17 protein-coding genes and 1 tRNA gene are annotated in these 15,328 nt (G+C 68.2%); 8 read left to right on the top strand and 10 right to left on the bottom strand.

The window, feature by feature from the left end; genetic code table 11:
• Positions 1 to 75, bottom strand: a 75-nt coding sequence (locus tag G7B71_RS14545) for an FHIPEP family type III secretion protein (RefSeq protein ID WP_166042204.1), incomplete at its 3' end; no start/stop codon positions are given.
• Between the two features lie 71 nt (positions 76 to 146).
• Between G7B71_RS14545 and G7B71_RS14540 the strand changes: the two genes are divergently transcribed.
• Genes G7B71_RS14540 through G7B71_RS14530 form a run of 3 tightly spaced genes read left to right on the top strand, consistent with a single transcriptional unit; the run spans position 147 to position 3,243 of the window.
• Positions 147 to 1,244, top strand: a complete 1,098-nt coding sequence (locus G7B71_RS14540; protein WP_166042202.1) for an acyl-CoA dehydrogenase family protein — start codon at positions 147 to 149, stop codon at positions 1,242 to 1,244.
• The gene (locus G7B71_RS14535; RefSeq protein WP_166042200.1) at positions 1,241 to 1,645 is read left to right on the top strand and encodes a RidA family protein; all 405 of its coding nucleotides are present in this window, start codon (positions 1,241 to 1,243) and stop codon (positions 1,643 to 1,645) included. Before G7B71_RS14540 ends, G7B71_RS14535 begins: the two co-directional genes overlap by 4 nt.
• Entirely contained in the window at positions 1,642 to 3,243 is a 1,602-nt protein-coding gene (locus G7B71_RS14530) for an AMP-binding protein (RefSeq protein ID WP_166042198.1), read from the top strand. Before G7B71_RS14535 ends, G7B71_RS14530 begins: the two co-directional genes overlap by 4 nt.
• A 12-nt stretch (positions 3,244 to 3,255) precedes the next feature.
• Here G7B71_RS14530 and G7B71_RS14525 read toward each other — a convergent pair.
• The 7 genes from G7B71_RS14525 to G7B71_RS14495 form a co-directional block, all read right to left on the bottom strand.
• Positions 3,256 to 3,329: transfer RNA gene (locus G7B71_RS14525), tRNA-Gly, on the bottom strand.
• Positions 3,330 to 3,500: 171 nt separating this feature from the next.
• Positions 3,501 to 4,280, bottom strand: a complete 780-nt coding sequence (locus G7B71_RS14520) for a sulfite exporter TauE/SafE family protein (protein ID WP_166042195.1) — start codon at positions 4,278 to 4,280, stop codon at positions 3,501 to 3,503.
• Positions 4,281 to 4,316: 36 nt separating this feature from the next.
• Positions 4,317 to 4,652: a TIGR01244 family sulfur transferase gene (locus G7B71_RS14515; protein ID WP_166042192.1), complete on the bottom strand. Its 336-nt coding sequence runs from the start codon at positions 4,650 to 4,652 to the stop codon at positions 4,317 to 4,319.
• 5 nt (positions 4,653 to 4,657) lie between these two features.
• Complete coding sequence (locus G7B71_RS14510; protein WP_166042190.1) at positions 4,658 to 5,101, bottom strand: YeeE/YedE family protein; 444 nt, start codon at positions 5,099 to 5,101, stop codon at positions 4,658 to 4,660.
• A 1-nt stretch (position 5,102) separates the two neighbouring features.
• Positions 5,103 to 5,531, bottom strand: a complete 429-nt coding sequence (locus G7B71_RS14505; RefSeq protein ID WP_166042187.1) for a YeeE/YedE family protein — start codon at positions 5,529 to 5,531, stop codon at positions 5,103 to 5,105.
• A gap of 15 nt (positions 5,532 to 5,546) precedes the next feature.
• Positions 5,547 to 6,476, bottom strand: coding sequence for an MBL fold metallo-hydrolase (locus tag G7B71_RS14500; protein ID WP_166042186.1), 930 nt, complete (start codon positions 6,474 to 6,476; stop codon positions 5,547 to 5,549).
• 2 nt (positions 6,477 to 6,478) lie between these two features.
• Positions 6,479 to 6,829 (bottom strand): metalloregulator ArsR/SmtB family transcription factor, encoded by a 351-nt coding sequence (locus tag G7B71_RS14495; RefSeq protein WP_279338414.1) that lies wholly within the window; start codon positions 6,827 to 6,829, stop codon positions 6,479 to 6,481.
• A 264-nt stretch (positions 6,830 to 7,093) separates the two neighbouring features.
• On the opposite strand from G7B71_RS14495, the gene nhaA reads away from it, so the two are divergent.
• Both nhaA and G7B71_RS14485 read left to right on the top strand, forming a co-directional pair.
• Positions 7,094 to 8,293, top strand: coding sequence for a Na+/H+ antiporter NhaA (gene nhaA, locus G7B71_RS14490; protein ID WP_243406260.1), 1,200 nt, complete (start codon positions 7,094 to 7,096; stop codon positions 8,291 to 8,293).
• A gap of 320 nt (positions 8,294 to 8,613) precedes the next feature.
• A complete protein-coding gene (locus G7B71_RS14485; protein WP_166042179.1) occupies positions 8,614 to 9,060 on the top strand; it encodes a hypothetical protein in 447 nt (148 codons plus the stop codon).
• A 178-nt stretch (positions 9,061 to 9,238) separates the two neighbouring features.
• Here the strand turns inward: G7B71_RS14485 and G7B71_RS14480 are convergent, their stop codons facing one another.
• The gene (locus G7B71_RS14480; RefSeq protein ID WP_166042176.1) at positions 9,239 to 10,984 is read right to left on the bottom strand and encodes an ATP-binding protein; all 1,746 of its coding nucleotides are present in this window, start codon (positions 10,982 to 10,984) and stop codon (positions 9,239 to 9,241) included.
• A complete protein-coding gene (locus tag G7B71_RS14475) occupies positions 10,974 to 12,479 on the bottom strand; it encodes an ATPase domain-containing protein (protein ID WP_166042174.1) in 1,506 nt (501 codons plus the stop codon). The genes G7B71_RS14480 and G7B71_RS14475 overlap by 11 nt, the downstream gene beginning before the upstream one ends.
• Positions 12,480 to 13,030: 551 nt before the next feature.
• On the opposite strand from G7B71_RS14475, the gene G7B71_RS14470 reads away from it, so the two are divergent.
• The 3 genes from G7B71_RS14470 to G7B71_RS14460 form a co-directional block, all read left to right on the top strand.
• Complete coding sequence (locus G7B71_RS14470) at positions 13,031 to 13,684, top strand: Crp/Fnr family transcriptional regulator (RefSeq protein ID WP_207774812.1); 654 nt, start codon at positions 13,031 to 13,033, stop codon at positions 13,682 to 13,684.
• A 144-nt stretch (positions 13,685 to 13,828) separates the two neighbouring features.
• A complete protein-coding gene (locus tag G7B71_RS14465; protein WP_166042170.1) occupies positions 13,829 to 14,302 on the top strand; it encodes a hypothetical protein in 474 nt (157 codons plus the stop codon).
• A gap of 181 nt (positions 14,303 to 14,483) precedes the next feature.
• The coding region (locus tag G7B71_RS14460) for a TolC family protein (RefSeq protein WP_166042168.1) at positions 14,484 to 15,328 on the top strand (845 nt) is incomplete at its 3' end.

Genomic DNA, 15,328 nt, shown 5'->3' with positions numbered 1-15,328 from the left:
CAGCAGCGCCGGCACCTGCGCCACGAGCGCGTCACCGATTGCCAGCAGCACGTAGATTTCCGCTGCCTCGCTCATGCTGAGCCCGTGGCTGACCGTTCCTCGAATGGCCCTTCTTCGACGATAGCCATCGCAAGCTTGCGGACACGCTGGACCAATGGTGCCGCGTCGAGCTGGCCGAGGAGCCGGGCGATGATGTCGACGCGGAATGCCGGGCGCTGGTGAAGAAGCTCGGCGACGGCGGATGGCTGCGCTACTGCGTGCCGGCGGCTTATGGCGGGGCGCTCGAGAGCCTGGACGTCCGCTCGCTGGCGCTGATCCGCGAAACGCTGGCGCGTCATCACGGCCTCGCCGATTACGCCTTCGCCATGCAGGGCCTGGGATCGGGCACGATCACCTTGTTCGGAAGCGAGGAGCAGAAGCAACGCTACCTGCCCCGCGTCGCCAGCGGCGAATGGATCGCCGCCTTTGCGCTGACCGAACCCGAGACCGGCTCCGACATCGCCAATCTCGAGATGGTCGCCGATGTCGACCGCGAAGGCTGGAGCTTCCGCGGCAGCAAGACCTACATCTCGAACGGCACCATCGCCGACTTCTTCGTGATCTTCGCCCGCTTCGGCGACACTCCGGGCGCCAAGGGCGTCTCCGCCTTCATCCTGCCGCGACGCGCCGGCGGCACGTTCGAGGTAGTGCCGATCGACGTGATCGCGCCCCATCCCCTGGCGACTTTAAACCTCGATTGCTGGACCGGCAGCAACATGATGATCGGCGAGCCCGGCATGGGCTTCAAATATGCCATGGCGACGCTGGACGTGTTCCGAACCACGGTCGGCGCAGCCGCACTCGGCTTCGCCCGCCGGGCCCTGGACGAGGCGACAGGCCGCGCGCTGGGACGCAAGCTCGGCGACGGCACCCTCGCCGACAATGCGATCACCCAGTCGAAGCTCGCCGAGATGGTGGTCGACATCGAGACTTCGGCCTTGCTCATCTACCGCTCGGCCTGGGTCCGCGACGTGCTCGGGCGCCGCAACAGCCGCGAGGCAGCGATGGCCAAGCTTCACGCCACCGACAGCGCCCAGGCGGTGATCGACAAGGCGGTGCAGATGTTCGGCGGGCTCGGAGTCACCAAGGGCTGCGTGGTCGAGCGGCTGTACCGCGAGATCCGCGCTCTGCGCATCTATGAGGGGGCAAGCGAAGTGCAGAAAGTCGTGATCGCTCGGCACCATCTTGCGGACTACCGACAGTGACCGCGCACCGCACCCTGCTCCCGCCCGGCTGGCCCCGGCCCAGGGGCTATTCCAACGGCATCGCCGCCAAGGGCCGCTTCGTGCTCACCGGCGGAGTCGTCGGTTGGGACGAGAATGAGCGCTTCGTCTCCGACACGCTCGCCGGCCAGTTCCGCCAGGTGCTCGCCAACACCCTCGCCATCATCGCCGAGGGCGGTGCAGGGCCGGAGCATGTCGTGCGCATGACCTGGTACGTGACCAGCGTCGCCGACTATCGCGACGGCCTCGCCGAGATCGGCGCCGCCTGGCGCGAGCTGATGGGCAAGAACTTCCCGGCGATGGCGGTGGTCGAGGTCTCGGCGCTGGTCGAGCCGCAGGCCAAGATCGAGATCGAAACCACGGCGGTGGTCCCCGAGCTATGACCACGGCGCATGTCGACACCTTCGTCCGCGACCGCCTGCCGCCGGCGGAGGCGCAGCCGGAATTCCTGTTCGACCTGCCAGAGCTTCATTATCCCGACCGGATGAACGCCGCGGTCGAGCTGATCGACCGGCAGCCGGCCGAGCGGCTCGCGGTGATCAATGACGCCGGCAGCTGGACCTATGGCGAGATGCGCTCGCTGTCCGACCGGATCGCTCGGCTGCTCACCGAGGAGGAAGGCCTCGTCCCCGGCAACCGCGTGCTTCTGCGCGGGCCCAACACTGCGACGATGTTCGCGGCGTGGCTTGGCGTGCTGAAGGCGGGCGGCGTGGTGGTGGCGACGATGCCGATGCTCCGGCCCGGCGAGGTCGCGACGATCCTCGAGCGGGCGCAGGTCAACCACGCCATCGTCGACAGCCGCAGCCTCGACGATTTCCGCGCCGGCGCCGAGCAGGCGGGCACGGTGCGCTCGCTCATCACCTATGACGGCGATGCCGGCACGGGCGAGCTTGAGCGGCGGCTTGCGGGCGTGGCCGAGGGCTTCGAAGCCGTCGACACGCTCCGCGACGACGTGGCGCTCATCGCCTTCACGTCGGGCACCACCGGGCGCCCCAAGGGCTGCGTCCACTATCACCGTGACATCCTCGCCAGCGCCGACAGCTTCGCCCGCTATGTGCTGAAGCCGCAGCCCGCCGACCGCTGGGCGTGCTCGGCGCCGATCGCCTTCACCTTCGGCCTCGGCATGCTGCTGGTCTTCCCCTGGCGCTTCGGGGGCACCGCGGTGACGATCGAGACCCCGGGGCCCAAGCCGCTGCTCGACACGATCGCGCGGCACAAGGTCACCACCCTCGCCACCGCGCCGACTGCCTACAAGGCGATCACCGGGATGCTGGCCGACTCCGACATCTCCTCGCTTCGCACCTGCGTGTCGGCGGGCGAGCACCTCCCCGCGGCGACCTGGCACGGCTGGCACGAGGCGACCGGAATCCGGATCGTCGACGGCATCGGCGCGACCGAGATGATGCACATCTTCATCTCTGCGAGCGACGACGACATCCGCCCCGGCGCCACCGGCAAGGCGGTGCCCGGCTACCGCGCCACCGTTCTGGGCGACGACGGCCAGCCGATGGCCAGCGGCACCGGCCGTCTCGCCATCAAGGGCCCGACCGGCTGCCGCTATTTCGACGACGAGCGCCAGGCGAACTACGTTCAGAACGGCTGGAACGTCACCGGCGACACCTACCGGCTCGACGAGGACGGCTATTTCTGGTTCGTCGCGCGATCGGACGACATGATCATCTCGTCCGGCTACAACATCGCCGCGCCCGAGGTAGAAGGCGCGCTCTACGCCCACCCGGCGGTTCTGGAGTGCGCCGTGGTCGGAGTCCCCTGCGAGGAACGCGGCCAGAAAGTGAAGGCCTTCGTCGTCCTCGCCGACGGCCACGCCAGCTCCCACGAGCTCGTCAAAGCCCTTCAGGACCACGCCAAGGCGGCGATTGCCCCCTACAAATATCCGCGGGAAGTGGAGTTCGTGGCTGCTCTCCCCAAGACCGCGACCGGCAAGCTGCAGCGCTTCTCCCTACGGGAGCGTGAGACCTGATCTGAGAGGGAGTGGAGCGGGTGAAGGGAATCGAACCCTCGTCGTAAGCTTGGAAGGCTTCTGCTCTACCATTGAGCTACACCCGCATCCCGGCCGCTTAGCTGAGCCCGGGACCACCGAATTACAAGGCGGTGGTGACGCGCGGCAGCCTGCGCCGGCTCACTGCCACCACAAACGCCGCGCCGTCAACCTGGGTCTGGTGAATGGCTCGGCGGGTGGCCCCCGGCGAACCCGGAACTTCATCGCATTCGGGCGGGTCAGAACGCCGCCGAACTCTTCCAGGCCATATAGGCGGCGACCACGAAGATCAGGCTGGCGAAAATGGTCGTGAGGCGGCCATGCGCGGCGGAGAGCCGCTTGGCCAGCCGGGCGCCGATGAAGCCACCGACGATCCCGCCCAGGATGAAGACGAGCGCGAGCGGCCAGTCGACAAGTCCGGAGACCGCGTAGTTGGCGGCGGTGGTCAGCCCGAAGGCGGCGACGGCCACCAGCGAGGAGCCGATGGCGTTGATCATCGGCATGCCGGTGGCTGCGACCAGGCCGGGAACGATGAGGAACCCTCCACCAATCCCGAAGAAGCCGGAAAACAGGCCGGTGCCTGCGCCATAGCCGACCAGCTTCGGTGCATTCTCGCGGCCAAGCACGACCGAAGGATCGCCTTCCCGGCGCCGGTTGCGGAGCATCAGCGCGCCGACGACGACCATGACGATGGCGAACAGGAAGAGCAGCTTCTGGCCGTCGAACGCCTTGCCGGCGGTCGATCCGGCCAAGGCGCCGGCCACGCCTGACGCCGCGAAGACAAGTGCGCACCGCCACTTCACATGGCCCAGCCGGACGTGGTTGGCGAGGCCGGTCAGCGCGTTCATCGCGACCGCCAGCGCGCTGGTTCCGATCGCGACGTGCGGGCTCGGCACGCCGACGAGATAGACCATGAGCGGCACGGCGAGGATCGACCCGCCGCCGCCGACCAGCCCGAGGACGAAGCCGACGAGCACGCCCGAGCCGGCGCCCAGCAGATATTGGATGGTGTCGAGCATGGCTGTTCCTTGCGGGCCGTTGGGCTTGTCGCGGCGCTAGGAAAGCGCCTGCGCCGCCTTGAAGAGGGTGGCTGAGCGATTGCCGGTGCGGCAGAAGGCGAGCAGCGGCCCGTCGGCCTGCTCCAGCGCTGCCGCGAGTTCCCGAACGTGCTGCTCCATCATCTCGCCCGGCACGATCGGAATGTGCCAGTAGCGCAGCCCGTGCCGCCTCGCCGCCGTCTCGAGTTCGAACGAGCTCGGCTGATCCGGCGCTTCGCCGTCGGGCCGGTTGTTGACGATGCCGACGAATCCGGCGGCCGCGACGTCGCCGAGATCCTGCGGCCTGATCTGGGGCGCGACGGCGAGACGATCCGAAAGCGGGGTGATGTCCATTATATTCATCCTTCGAGTTTGCGGGGCGCGGCCGCAGGACGGTCAAAGATCAGGCGATGGACGGCCATTCCGGCCAGCATCGCGGCGACGAACAGCCACGGCTGCCAGATGCCGAGCACCAGGCCGGCGAGCGCAGGCCCCGGGCAGAAGCCGGCCAGGCCCCAGCCGATGCCGAACAGGGCGGCGCCGCCGAGCAGCGGCCGGTCGAGGATGCGGCTTTCCGGGATGGCGAAACGGTCCGCGAGCAGCGGCCGGCTCAGCCGGCGGCGGATGACATAGGCGATCGCCGAAGGCACGACGGCCGCCGCCATCACGAACGCCAGGGTCGGGTCCCAGTCGCCCGCAACGTCCAGGAACGCCTGCACCCGGGCGGGATTGATCATGTCCGACAAGGCAAGGCCGGCGCCGAACAGGATGCCCACCGCCAGGGCTGGAATGAATCCGCGCATGTCAGCCTCCGATCAGGTGACGGGCGACAAACACGGTCGCTGCCGCGCTCGCCATGAAGGTCGCAGTGGCGACGAGCGATCGCGGCGACAGCCGGGCGATGCCGCAGACGCCGTGGCCGCTCGTGCAGCCGTTGCCGAGGCGGGTCCCGAAGCCGACCAGCAGGCCGGCGGCGATCAGAAGCGGCCATGACGAGGTGACGACGACGTCCGGCGAGCGGACCAGCCGCGCGATCAGGACGGCGCCGATCGGCAGGCCGATGACGAAGGCCGCCGCCTGCGTCCAGGGTGGTCCGCCGCGGGCAATCCGAGTCGCGGCGGCGGCCATGCCGCTCACGCCGGCGATCCGTCCGGTGAGCAGCAGGAACAGTCCGGCCGCGGTGCCGATCAGCAGCCCGCCTCCGATCGCCGCCAGGGGCGTCATGGGTTCCATGGTCGGTCGCCTCCGTTACAGCTGGTTCAACGGGAGCTTGAGGTAGCTGACCCCATTCTCCTCGGGCTCGGGCATCCGGCCGCCGCGCATGTTGACCTGGATCGACGGCAGGATGAGCCTGGGCATCGCGAGCGTCGCGTCGCGCTGCGTGCGCATCTCGACGAAATCGTCCTCGCTCACGCCCTCATGGACGTGGACGTTGCCGGTCCGCTCGGCGAGCATCGTCGTTTCCCAGACATATTCGTCGCGGTTCGGCGCCTTGTAGTCGTGGCACAGGAACACGCGGCTCTGGTCCGGCAGCTTCATCAGGCGGCGCACCGAGCGGTAGAGCTGGCGCGCGTCGCCGCCCGGGAAGTCGGCGCGGGCCGATCCGTAGTCGGGCATGAACATGGTATCGCCGGTGAACACGGCGTCGCCGATGATGTAGGCCATATCCGCGGGCGTGTGTCCCGGCACGTGCAGCGCGATCAGCGAAATGCCGCCGATCGTCAGGGCATCGCCGTCGACGAGCAGGCGGTCGAACTGCGAGCCGTCGCGGGCGAACCGGCTGCCCTCGTTGAAGATCTTGCCGAACACGTTCTGCACGGTGACGATCTCGGCCCCGATCGCGAGCTTTCCGCCCAATTTCTCCTGGAGGTAGGGGGCGGCCGAAAGATGATCGGCATGCGCATGGGTCTCCAGCAGCCACTCGACCGTGAGCCCCTCCGCCTCGACATAGGCGATCATGGCGTCGGCGGAGTCGAAGCTTGTGCGGCCCGACGGCTGGTCGAAATCGAGTACGCTGTCGATGATCGCCGCGACCCCGGTCGCGGGATCATGAACCACATAGCTTGCGGTGAAGGTCGGCTCATCGAAGAACGCCTTTACATGGGGCGTCCGGGTTTCGCCCCGAAGGACCGCGCGCACCTGATCGGCGGCTCGGGCGAGATTGACGTCGGTGTTCATGCTCAGCTCCTGAATTGGTTCGCTGCGTTCTCCCGCCCGAGCTCCGGACAGAAGAGGTCATGAAGGAGCGCGAGCATCTGCCCGGCCCTGGGGTCGCAGACTCGATAGAAGACGGACTGGCCCTCCTTGCGGGTGGCGACGAGCCCCTCGTCGCGCAGCTTCGCGAGATGCTGGGAAAGCGCCGATTGGCTGAGCCCGACACGATCCGCCAGCGCGCCGACCGCAAGCTCACCCTCCTCCGCGAGATGGCAGAGGATGAGCAGACGGCCTTCGTTGGCCATGGCCTTGAGAAGGCTGGTCGCCTCCCCCGCCTGCCGCGTAAATTGCGACGCTGGAACGCCGAGTTTGTCCAATAACTCCTCCATTAGATTTCTCTAATTTAGATGTTGCTAATGCTATTTCAAGGGCTGACTTTTGCCCCTGACACGGCTCGGCTTCGGCGTCTTCGCTCGGCCGGCTCCGCGGGCGGCGGGCAGCGTGGCGTCGCGCTCGAGCCGGCATTGCCCTCGCTTCAATCGGATGCGATAGCGCGCGCGGGTGTTCGCCGTTCGAGTGGCGGGCAGGAGTTCAGCGCTGGTCGGGCCGCCAGTGCGGAAAGCTCATGTCTGGAGGGGCCAGTGCCTCGTAATCTCGCCGCGCCCGCGAGCGCTTTGCGTCAATTCCTCGGCGGGCAGGCGGCCGGCGGCCTGGTGCTGATCGCGGCCGCCGGATTGGCCCTGGTCGTCGCCAACGGACCGCTGGCGCAGACCTATTTCGACGTCCTCCACGCCTATCTCGGGCCGTTGAGCATCCTCCACTGGGTCAATGACGGCCTGATGGCGCTGTTCTTCCTGCTCGTCGGGCTGGAGATCAAACGCGAGCTGCTCGACGGCCAGCTGTCGACGCCGCGCAGGCGAGTCCTCCCCGGAATCGCCGCGCTCGGCGGCATGGTGGTGCCAGCCATAATCTACTTGGCCATCAACCAGGGCGGCGGTGCGCTGCGCGGCTGGGCCGTGCCGGTCGCCACCGACATCGCCTTCGCGCTCGGGGTTCTCGCGCTGCTCGGCAGGCGCGTGCCGGTCAGCTTGCGAATCTTCCTGACCGCGCTCGCAATCATCGACGATCTGCTCGCGGTCGCGATCATCGCCCTGTTCTACACCAGCCAATTGTCGCTGGCCTGGCTGGGCGCCGCGCTGGCCACCGTCGCGCTGCTCGCCGCACTCAACTGGATGAAGGTGACGCGGCTGTCGCCCTATTTGGTGATCGGCGGCGCCTTGTGGACGTTCACCTATCTGTCCGGCGTGCACGCGACGCTGGCCGGCGTGGCGCTGGCGCTGACCATCCCGATCCGCCGCACGCCCGGCTGCCCCGACGACAGGGAGTCGCCGCTGCACCGGCTCGAGCATGGAATCCAGCCGTGGGTCGCCTTTATCGTCATCCCCGTATTCGGCTTCGCCAATGCCGGCGTGTCCCTCGCCGGCCTGGGCCTGGACGCGCTGCTTGAGCCGGTCGCGCTCGGCGTCGCCGCGGGGCTGTTCGCCGGCAAGCAGCTGGGCGTGTTCGCCGCCACCTGGGCGGCGATCCGGCTGCGCCTCGCCGACTGCCCGGAGGATGCGACGACGCTTCAGGTCTACGGCGTTTCGCTGTTGTGCGGCATCGGCTTCACGATGAGCCTTTTTATCGGCCTGCTCGCTTTCGACGACCCGGACCTACAGGCGCAGGTGAAGATCGGCGTCCTCGCCGGATCGCTGCTCTCCGCGATCGCGGGCGCGGCGGTCCTGCGCCTTTCCCATCGCGAGCGGGTGCCGACACCGAGCCGCAGAGAACCAGCGGCCTGAACGACACGAAGGGCGCTCCGGCACAGGAGGAAGGGGGGCGGCAATCCTTGCATGCGCCGCGGCCGCCGGTTAGACTTCCCGGCGTGAGACGTTTTCCCGTCTTCGAGCGCATGCGGCTCCATGAAGCCGGTTCCTGGTTCAAGATCTGCCCTCGGGAGTTCGCGCGCATCTAGCGCTGCTCTCGGGGGGTAGCATCAGCCAGCCGGACCGGCCGAGCGATCGGCCGTCGCCGCGGGAGCATATCGCCCGGCTGCCGGCCACGCACAGCTCAGCGCCAAATCGAACGCCTTCTGCCGCTCGGAAGGCAAGGGAAGCTTCATATGTCAAACAAGCCCATCGCCGAGGACATCCGTCTGCGGCTCGCCCAGTCCATGCCTGTGGTCGAACGAAGCCGCGCGGCGATCAGCAGCGTGCTTCGGGAGCGCGTTCAGTCGCTGGAAGGGGCGATTCCGGATCTGCGCCAGGCGGAGATCAAGACGGCGATGCTGATGGACCTGCTCATCGCCGGGGCGAGCGACATCGCCGCCTTCGGTGGCCTGCGCGAGCTGTCCCGCACCGCGCGCGAGCACCGCAAGCTCGCTATCGACGGTCGCCATTATTCGCGGTTCGGGCTCGCTCTCGCGCCCGCCCTGCGCCAGGTGCCGGGCCTGGCGCTTTCGCCGATGACCATCGCCGCCTGGTGCGACGCGTTCTGGCTCATCATCGCCGAAGTCGTGACCGATATGGCGCCGAAGCCCTCGCCCTCGGGGTCGTTGCGCTTTGCCTAGGTCCCGGAAGGGCCGCGTCACCATGGGCGTGATGGGGGTGGCGATCGTCGCCCTCGCCCTGCTCGTGGCGGAGACGGCGTTGGCGAACGAACTGAGCCTATCTCTGCTGTAGCGCCAGCTGCGAGCGCTGCGGCCCGGACCCGGCTCCACCCCCGCCGGAGGATTCGGCTCGATGCGATCAGCGGCCCGGGAAACGAATCACCGAGCCTTTACCCTCGTCCGGCAACCTCGAAAGCGCCACCTCGATCGCGGCCGCCACCTCGCCGAGCCGGTAAGGCTTCTTGAGAAGCTCCTCCGTCGCGAGCTCGGCACCGAATGTCTGCACGTCCGCGAAGCCCGAGGCGAAAATGATCGGGAGATTCGGTGCGATCTCGCGGACGCGGGCGGCGAGTTCGACGCCCGACATTCCCGGCATCACGACATCGGTGATGACGAGCGCGATCCCGCCCTCCCCATTCTTGCCGAAACGGGCGCGGAGCAGATCCAGCGCCGCCGGGCCGCTCTCGGCCTCGGCAACCTGATAGCCCAGCTCTTCGACCAGCGCGGCCGCGACCATGCGCACGTCGTCGTCATCGTCGACGACCAGGATGCGCTGCCGGTTGCCGCCCCTGGCCGAGCCAGCGGTCACTGCCCGCGCGACCGGCTTCGCTTCCGTTCGCGGCAGGTAGATGGTGACGGTCGTCCCCCGCCCCTCCTCGCTTTCGATCCGCGCCGTCCCGCCCGACTGGCGGGCAAAGCCGTAGAGCTGGGCGAGGCCGAGACCCGTGCCCTTGCCCGTCGCCTTGGTCGTGAAGAAAGGATCGAAGGCGCGGGCAAGCACGCGAGGCGCCATTCCGGTGCCTGTGTCGGTCACCGAAATCGCGACATAGTCGCCATGGTCCAGCTCGGGCACGAGCGCGGGCGGGACGGCGTCGACGTTGCGCGTCTCGATGGTCAGACGGCCGCCGGCGGGCATGGCGTCGCGCGCGTTGATGGCGAGGTTGAGGATCATCACCTCGAGCTGCGTCGGATCCGCCAGCGCCGGCCACAGGTTCGAGTCGAGCCGCGTTTCCACCCGCACGTGCGAACCGAGGGTACGGGCGAGAAGGTCGCCCATGCCGGAAATAACGACATTGGCCTGGACGGGTGTGGGCGAGAGGCGCTGCCGCCGCGAGAAGGCGAGCAGCTGGGCCGTCAGGTCGGCGCCGCGCTCGGCGGCCTGCAGCGCATTGCCCGCGAGCCGGCGCAGCTTCTCGTCCTCGGTCCTGCGCAGGAGCAGGTCGATCGACCCGATGACCGCGGTGAGGAGATTGTTGAAATCGTGCGCGATGCCTCCGGTGAGCTGGCCGATGGCTTCCATCTTCTGCGCCTGCAAGAGGCGCGCCTCGGTGCGCTCGCGCTCGGCGATCTCCTTCATCAGCTGGTCGTTGGCGGCGGCGAGGTCGCGGGTGCGCTCGCCAACCTTGGCCTCGAGCGTGCCGGCGAGAACGCTGAGCTTGGCGCGAGCCTCTTCCAGCTCGGCGAGATGGCGGGCGGCGATCCTCTGCCGGGTTCGGCCGCGCCGCGCCGCGCGCGCCGCGCTCAGCAACGTCGCCGGGTGGAGCGGCCGCTCGAGAATGGTAACGTTGACCAGTTCCTCGATGACCCGGGGCGCGGTGGAAGCCTCGCCGCGCCGGGTCAGCAGGACGAACGGAAAGTCCGACCAAGGCGGCTGCGCATCGATCGCGTGGCGCAATCGCTCGACTTCGATGCGGGCGACGGCATCATCGGTGATGATCGCTCCCGCTGCGCCGCCATTGGCAATCGCCTCGAGCAGGCTGTCGCCCGCCGGATCGACTGCGAAACCGAGGCCGGCGCTGTGGAGCAGGTCGCTGATGACCTGCGAGTCCCGGCCGCCCGGTGCGACGACGAGGAAATTCTCGGGGCGAACAGCCTCAGTCGTCACCGCGGCTTCCGAGCAGGCGCGACTTCCCTTCGAACACGGGAACGCCGGTGAGGACGCCGCGGAAGCCCTCGAGCTGCGGACCGACCTGGAGGCCCTCGGTGTCGATCCGGAGCTCGCGGATGGTCGATTCGTGGGCGCCGGTTCGTTTCTTGATCACCGACAGCGCCCGGCGGATCTCGCCCTCCGCCTCGAAGAAGCGCAGCAACAGCACGTTGTCGGACAGATAGGTAAGATCAACCGGCGACTGCATCTGTCCGACCATTCCCGCCTGAGCGAGGATCAACAGGGTGAGTACGCCCTGCTGGTTCAGATAGGTGAGGATCTCGTGCATCTGGAGCAGCATGTGCTGCTCGTCGGGCATCGCATGCTGATAGCCCGACAGGGAGTCGAGCACCACCGCGCTGGCGCCGGCGTCGACTTCGCTTCGGATGATCGAGGCGAGCTGGCCCGGGGCCATCTCGGCCGGGTCGACCTGACGAACGGTGAGCAGACCCTGTTCCTCGAACCGCGTAAGGTCCATGCCAAGCCCGGCGGCGCGGGTGTGAAAGATCCGCCGGGTCTCGTCGAAGCTGATGACCAAAGCGCGCTCGCCCGCGGACAGCAGCGTGTGGATATATTGCAGGGCCAGGGTGGACTTGCCCGATCCCGACGGCCCGATGATCAGGGTCGAGGTTCCATAATCGAGACCGCCGCCGACGAGCTTGTCCAACTCCTCAATGCCGCTCGATGCGGACCGCGCGATGAGACCCTCTTCGGGATGCGCCGAGGCGACGAGGCGCGGGAAAATCTCAAGCCCCCCCTGGCAAATGAGGAGATCGTGAAAGCCGCCCCGGAACGCCCGCGCGCGCATCTTCCAAACGCGCATCCGCCGCCGCTCGGCGCCGTAGCCGACCGCCTGCTGCTCCAGGCGAAGGACGCCGTGGGCGAGGCTGTGGAGGCTGAGATCGTCGTCGGTGAGGGTGAGATCGTCGAGGCAGACGACCGTGCAGCGGTGCTTGGCGAAATAGTGTTTGAGCGCGAGCACCTGGCGACGGAAGCGGAGCTTACCTTGCGACAGCAGCCTGATCTCGGAAAGGCTGTCGAAGACCACTCGGGCCGGCGCGACTCTCTCGATCTCCTCCATGACCATCCGCACCGTCTCGCCGAGCTCGAGGTCGGAGGCGTAGACGATGGATTGCTCGCGCTGGGGGTCAAGGCTTAGCTCCGGTGGGACCAGCTCGAAGATATCGATTCCGGAAAGGTCCCAGCCATGGGTTCCGGCGACGTGGAGCAGCTCGTCGCGGCTTTCGGAAAGCGTGATGTAGAGGCAGCGCTCGCCCTTGGCCTTACCCTCGAGCAAGAACTGCAGCCCCAGCGTCGTCTTGCCCGATCCGGGTTCCCCTTCGACCAGATGAAGCCGGTTCGCCGCGAAGCCGCCGCCAAGAATGTAATCGAGAGGGGGCAAGCCGGTGGAAACCGGGCTCCCGTCCTCAACTTGTGTCGCGTCGCGCTTCATTCGGCCTCCTTCTCAGCAGCACCAGCCAGCGTGGTCGGCCGCATGCTGAGAACGCAGGCCAAACGCAGCAGTTCGAATATCCGCCGATCAACGAACGCCCGTCTGGGCGGTTTCCCGTGGCAGATCGAGACGGTCCCGTCGAAGGTGAAGACCGGACCCGGCCGCAGCTCCGTCCCCCCACGCAGCCCTATCGCAGTCCCTCAGGACCGCCGAACCTCTTCGAAGATCAAAGAAAAAACGCTGCAACAGGGTCGAACCTCCGCGCGCCCCCTCTCCCACCATGCCAAGGGTGGGACAAGCATCCACCTTTGGACTGTGCCGGTCCAAATTTGGATCGTTACCCCGACGGCTGCCCGTCGATATTGAAGCGACTTCCGAGGGGTGGGCCGCTGGCGTGACTGCCGATATCCAGCAGACCAGCCTTCGCGGCCATGCTATGAGGCGGATGCGCCCAGGCGCTAGCGAGAGACCTGATGTACGTGGATTGCCGCCATTGTCCGCTGCGGCGAACCTCCGCTTTTCGGCCGTTGGAGGGTGACGAACTCGATTTCGTGCGCTCCATCAAGTTCGAGCAAAGCTCGTTTCCGGCCCGCATGGACATCGTATCGGCAGGCGAGGCGCGGCCGATGCTCTTCACCCTGTTTTCGGGCTGGGCGTTCAGATACATGATGCTGGACGGCCGGGCGCGGCAGATCATGGACGTGTTGCTGCCGGGAGACCTCGTCGGCCTTCAGTCGCCGATCACGGGCCGGATCCGGCATTCGGTGCGAAGCATCACGCCGGTCAGCCTTTGCCTGCTCGACGGCGAGGGCTTCCGGGAGCTCTTCGATCGATATGCCGAGCTTTCGGAAGCGCTGGTGGCCACCCTCCTCTACGAGGAACATCGCGCCGACACGCGTCTGCTTATGCTCGGGCGCCTGCGCCCCACGCAGCGGCTCGCCTATCTGTTCCTGGAGCTGTTCGATCGCCTGGACCGGCGCGGCCACGCGGAGCCGGACAGCTGTGAGCTGCCCTTGACCTACGAGCATCTCGCCGACCTGGTCGGCGTGTCGCGGTCGCAGGTCGGCGCCAGCCTGCTCGATCTCAAGCAGCGGGGCTGGGCGACCCTCGCCGACGGCAGGCTGATGATCGGCGATCGCGCGCAGATGTCGGCGAGCTGCCGCTATCAGCCGCTGCCCGACCCCGCGATCCGTGCGCTGATCTGAGCCGGGCCGCCCCGGATAGGGAGCACTCCCTATCCGCCGAGCCTGCCTCCGCCGGGCGCCCCGCAGAATTGATCTGGCTCACTTCTGCGCCCCGCCGGACCGCTAGAGCGGGCCATCATTCACTGCGTGCGAAGGAGCGGGGACATGCGTCACGAACGGGTCCTGGACAAAGCCAGCTACGACAAGGTCGAGGCGCCTCATCTGTGTCTCGCCGGTGCGCAGGTCGCGCCGCTTCCAGTCGGCGAGATCGAGGCACCGCACATGCCGACGCCGGCCGCGCCCGAAGTGCCGGCCGCGGTCGGCGGGATCATCGTCGCCGCCTATGCAGCGCTGATCGCCGCCTTCGCGGTGGCGACCGTCGGCTCGGCGGAATCGGTGTTCGCGGTCACGATCAGCGCCTTGTTCCTGGTCGCCTTCTTCACCGTTCCGCGCATCTTTCTCGCGGTCGAGCCGAAGGCACGCGAACGGTCGAGCTTCGACCGCTTCATGAGCGACGGCATACAGACTCTCACCGGCCACAATTCGGGCGCGGCGGCGCTCGTCCAGATGCTGATCGTGCCGGTCCTCCTCACCTTCGCGGCCCTAGCGATGGGCATCGCGGCGGCCATCTACATGTAGCGCGAGGCGCCGCGGCGACCGGGGTCTCCCGCCCGCCGCCGCGGCCCTCGACGGCGAAGCGCAAGCGATTGGAATTGATACACTATCGCCCGCGCGGGTGGATTCCTCGATAGCTTTGTCCCCGCTTCGGCGTTAGAGCCCTGCTTTTCCCATGGTGGGGTGGGTGCGCGTAGTTTTGTTCTTGACCGCAGCTTTGGTCGGCGCCGCGGCACCGCTGGCGCATGCGCAGACGAGCGCCCCGCCGCTGCCCGGCGCGACCGAGCGCCCGCTCGACATCGACTTCAGCCGCGACCCGATCCTCGCCCTCGCCCGGATATCGGAGAGCGAGGCCGCGTTCCGCCGGCTGATCGGCGAGGCGGTACGGCGCCACCCGGCAACCGGCGAGGCCGCCGCCGGCGAGGACGAGGCCGTCGCCGAGCTCGAGCAGGCCGAGGAGCAGCGCCGCCCGACGGTCGACATTGGCCTCACCAGCTACCGGGTTCTGACCCGCGAATTCTCCAACGACCCGTTCAACATCATCGAGCGGTCGCGGCCGATCCAGCGGACCGACGCCACCGTGACCGTGCAGCAGGTGCTGTTCGACTTCGGCGCCGGCGAGGCGCGGGTGCGCGCCGCCGGCGCCCGGCTGCGCGCAGCGGGCGCCCAGCTCGAGCTCGACGCCGACCGCATCGCGATCGCCGCCATCGCCGCCTGGTACGACGTGTTCGGCTATCGCGCGCTGGTCGAGCTGACCCGCGCCCTCGTGGCCAGCCAGCGCGACTTTCGCGAAGCGGTCGAGGAGCGAATCCGCCAGGGCGCGTCCGCCGAGGGCGATCTCGCCCAGGTCGATTCCTACATCGCCCAGGGCGAGATCCGCCTCGCCCAGTTCCGCCGCCAGCTCGCCACCGCCGAGGCGCGCTTCGCCGAGCTGACCGGCGCGCCGGCCCCCGCCGGCCTCGAGCGCGCGCCTGTCCAGGACGTCCGCTTCGCCAGCCGCGACGACGCGGTGATGGCGGCGCAGGACGCGCCCGGCGTGCGCACCGCCGA

The sequence above is a fragment of the Sphingosinicella sp. YJ22 genome (assembly GCF_011320075.1).
Lineage (GTDB): Bacteria > Pseudomonadota > Alphaproteobacteria > Sphingomonadales > Sphingomonadaceae > Allosphingosinicella.
The sequence above is the reverse complement of the archived record's forward strand: the minus strand, read 5'-3'. Positions and strand labels throughout refer to the sequence as shown.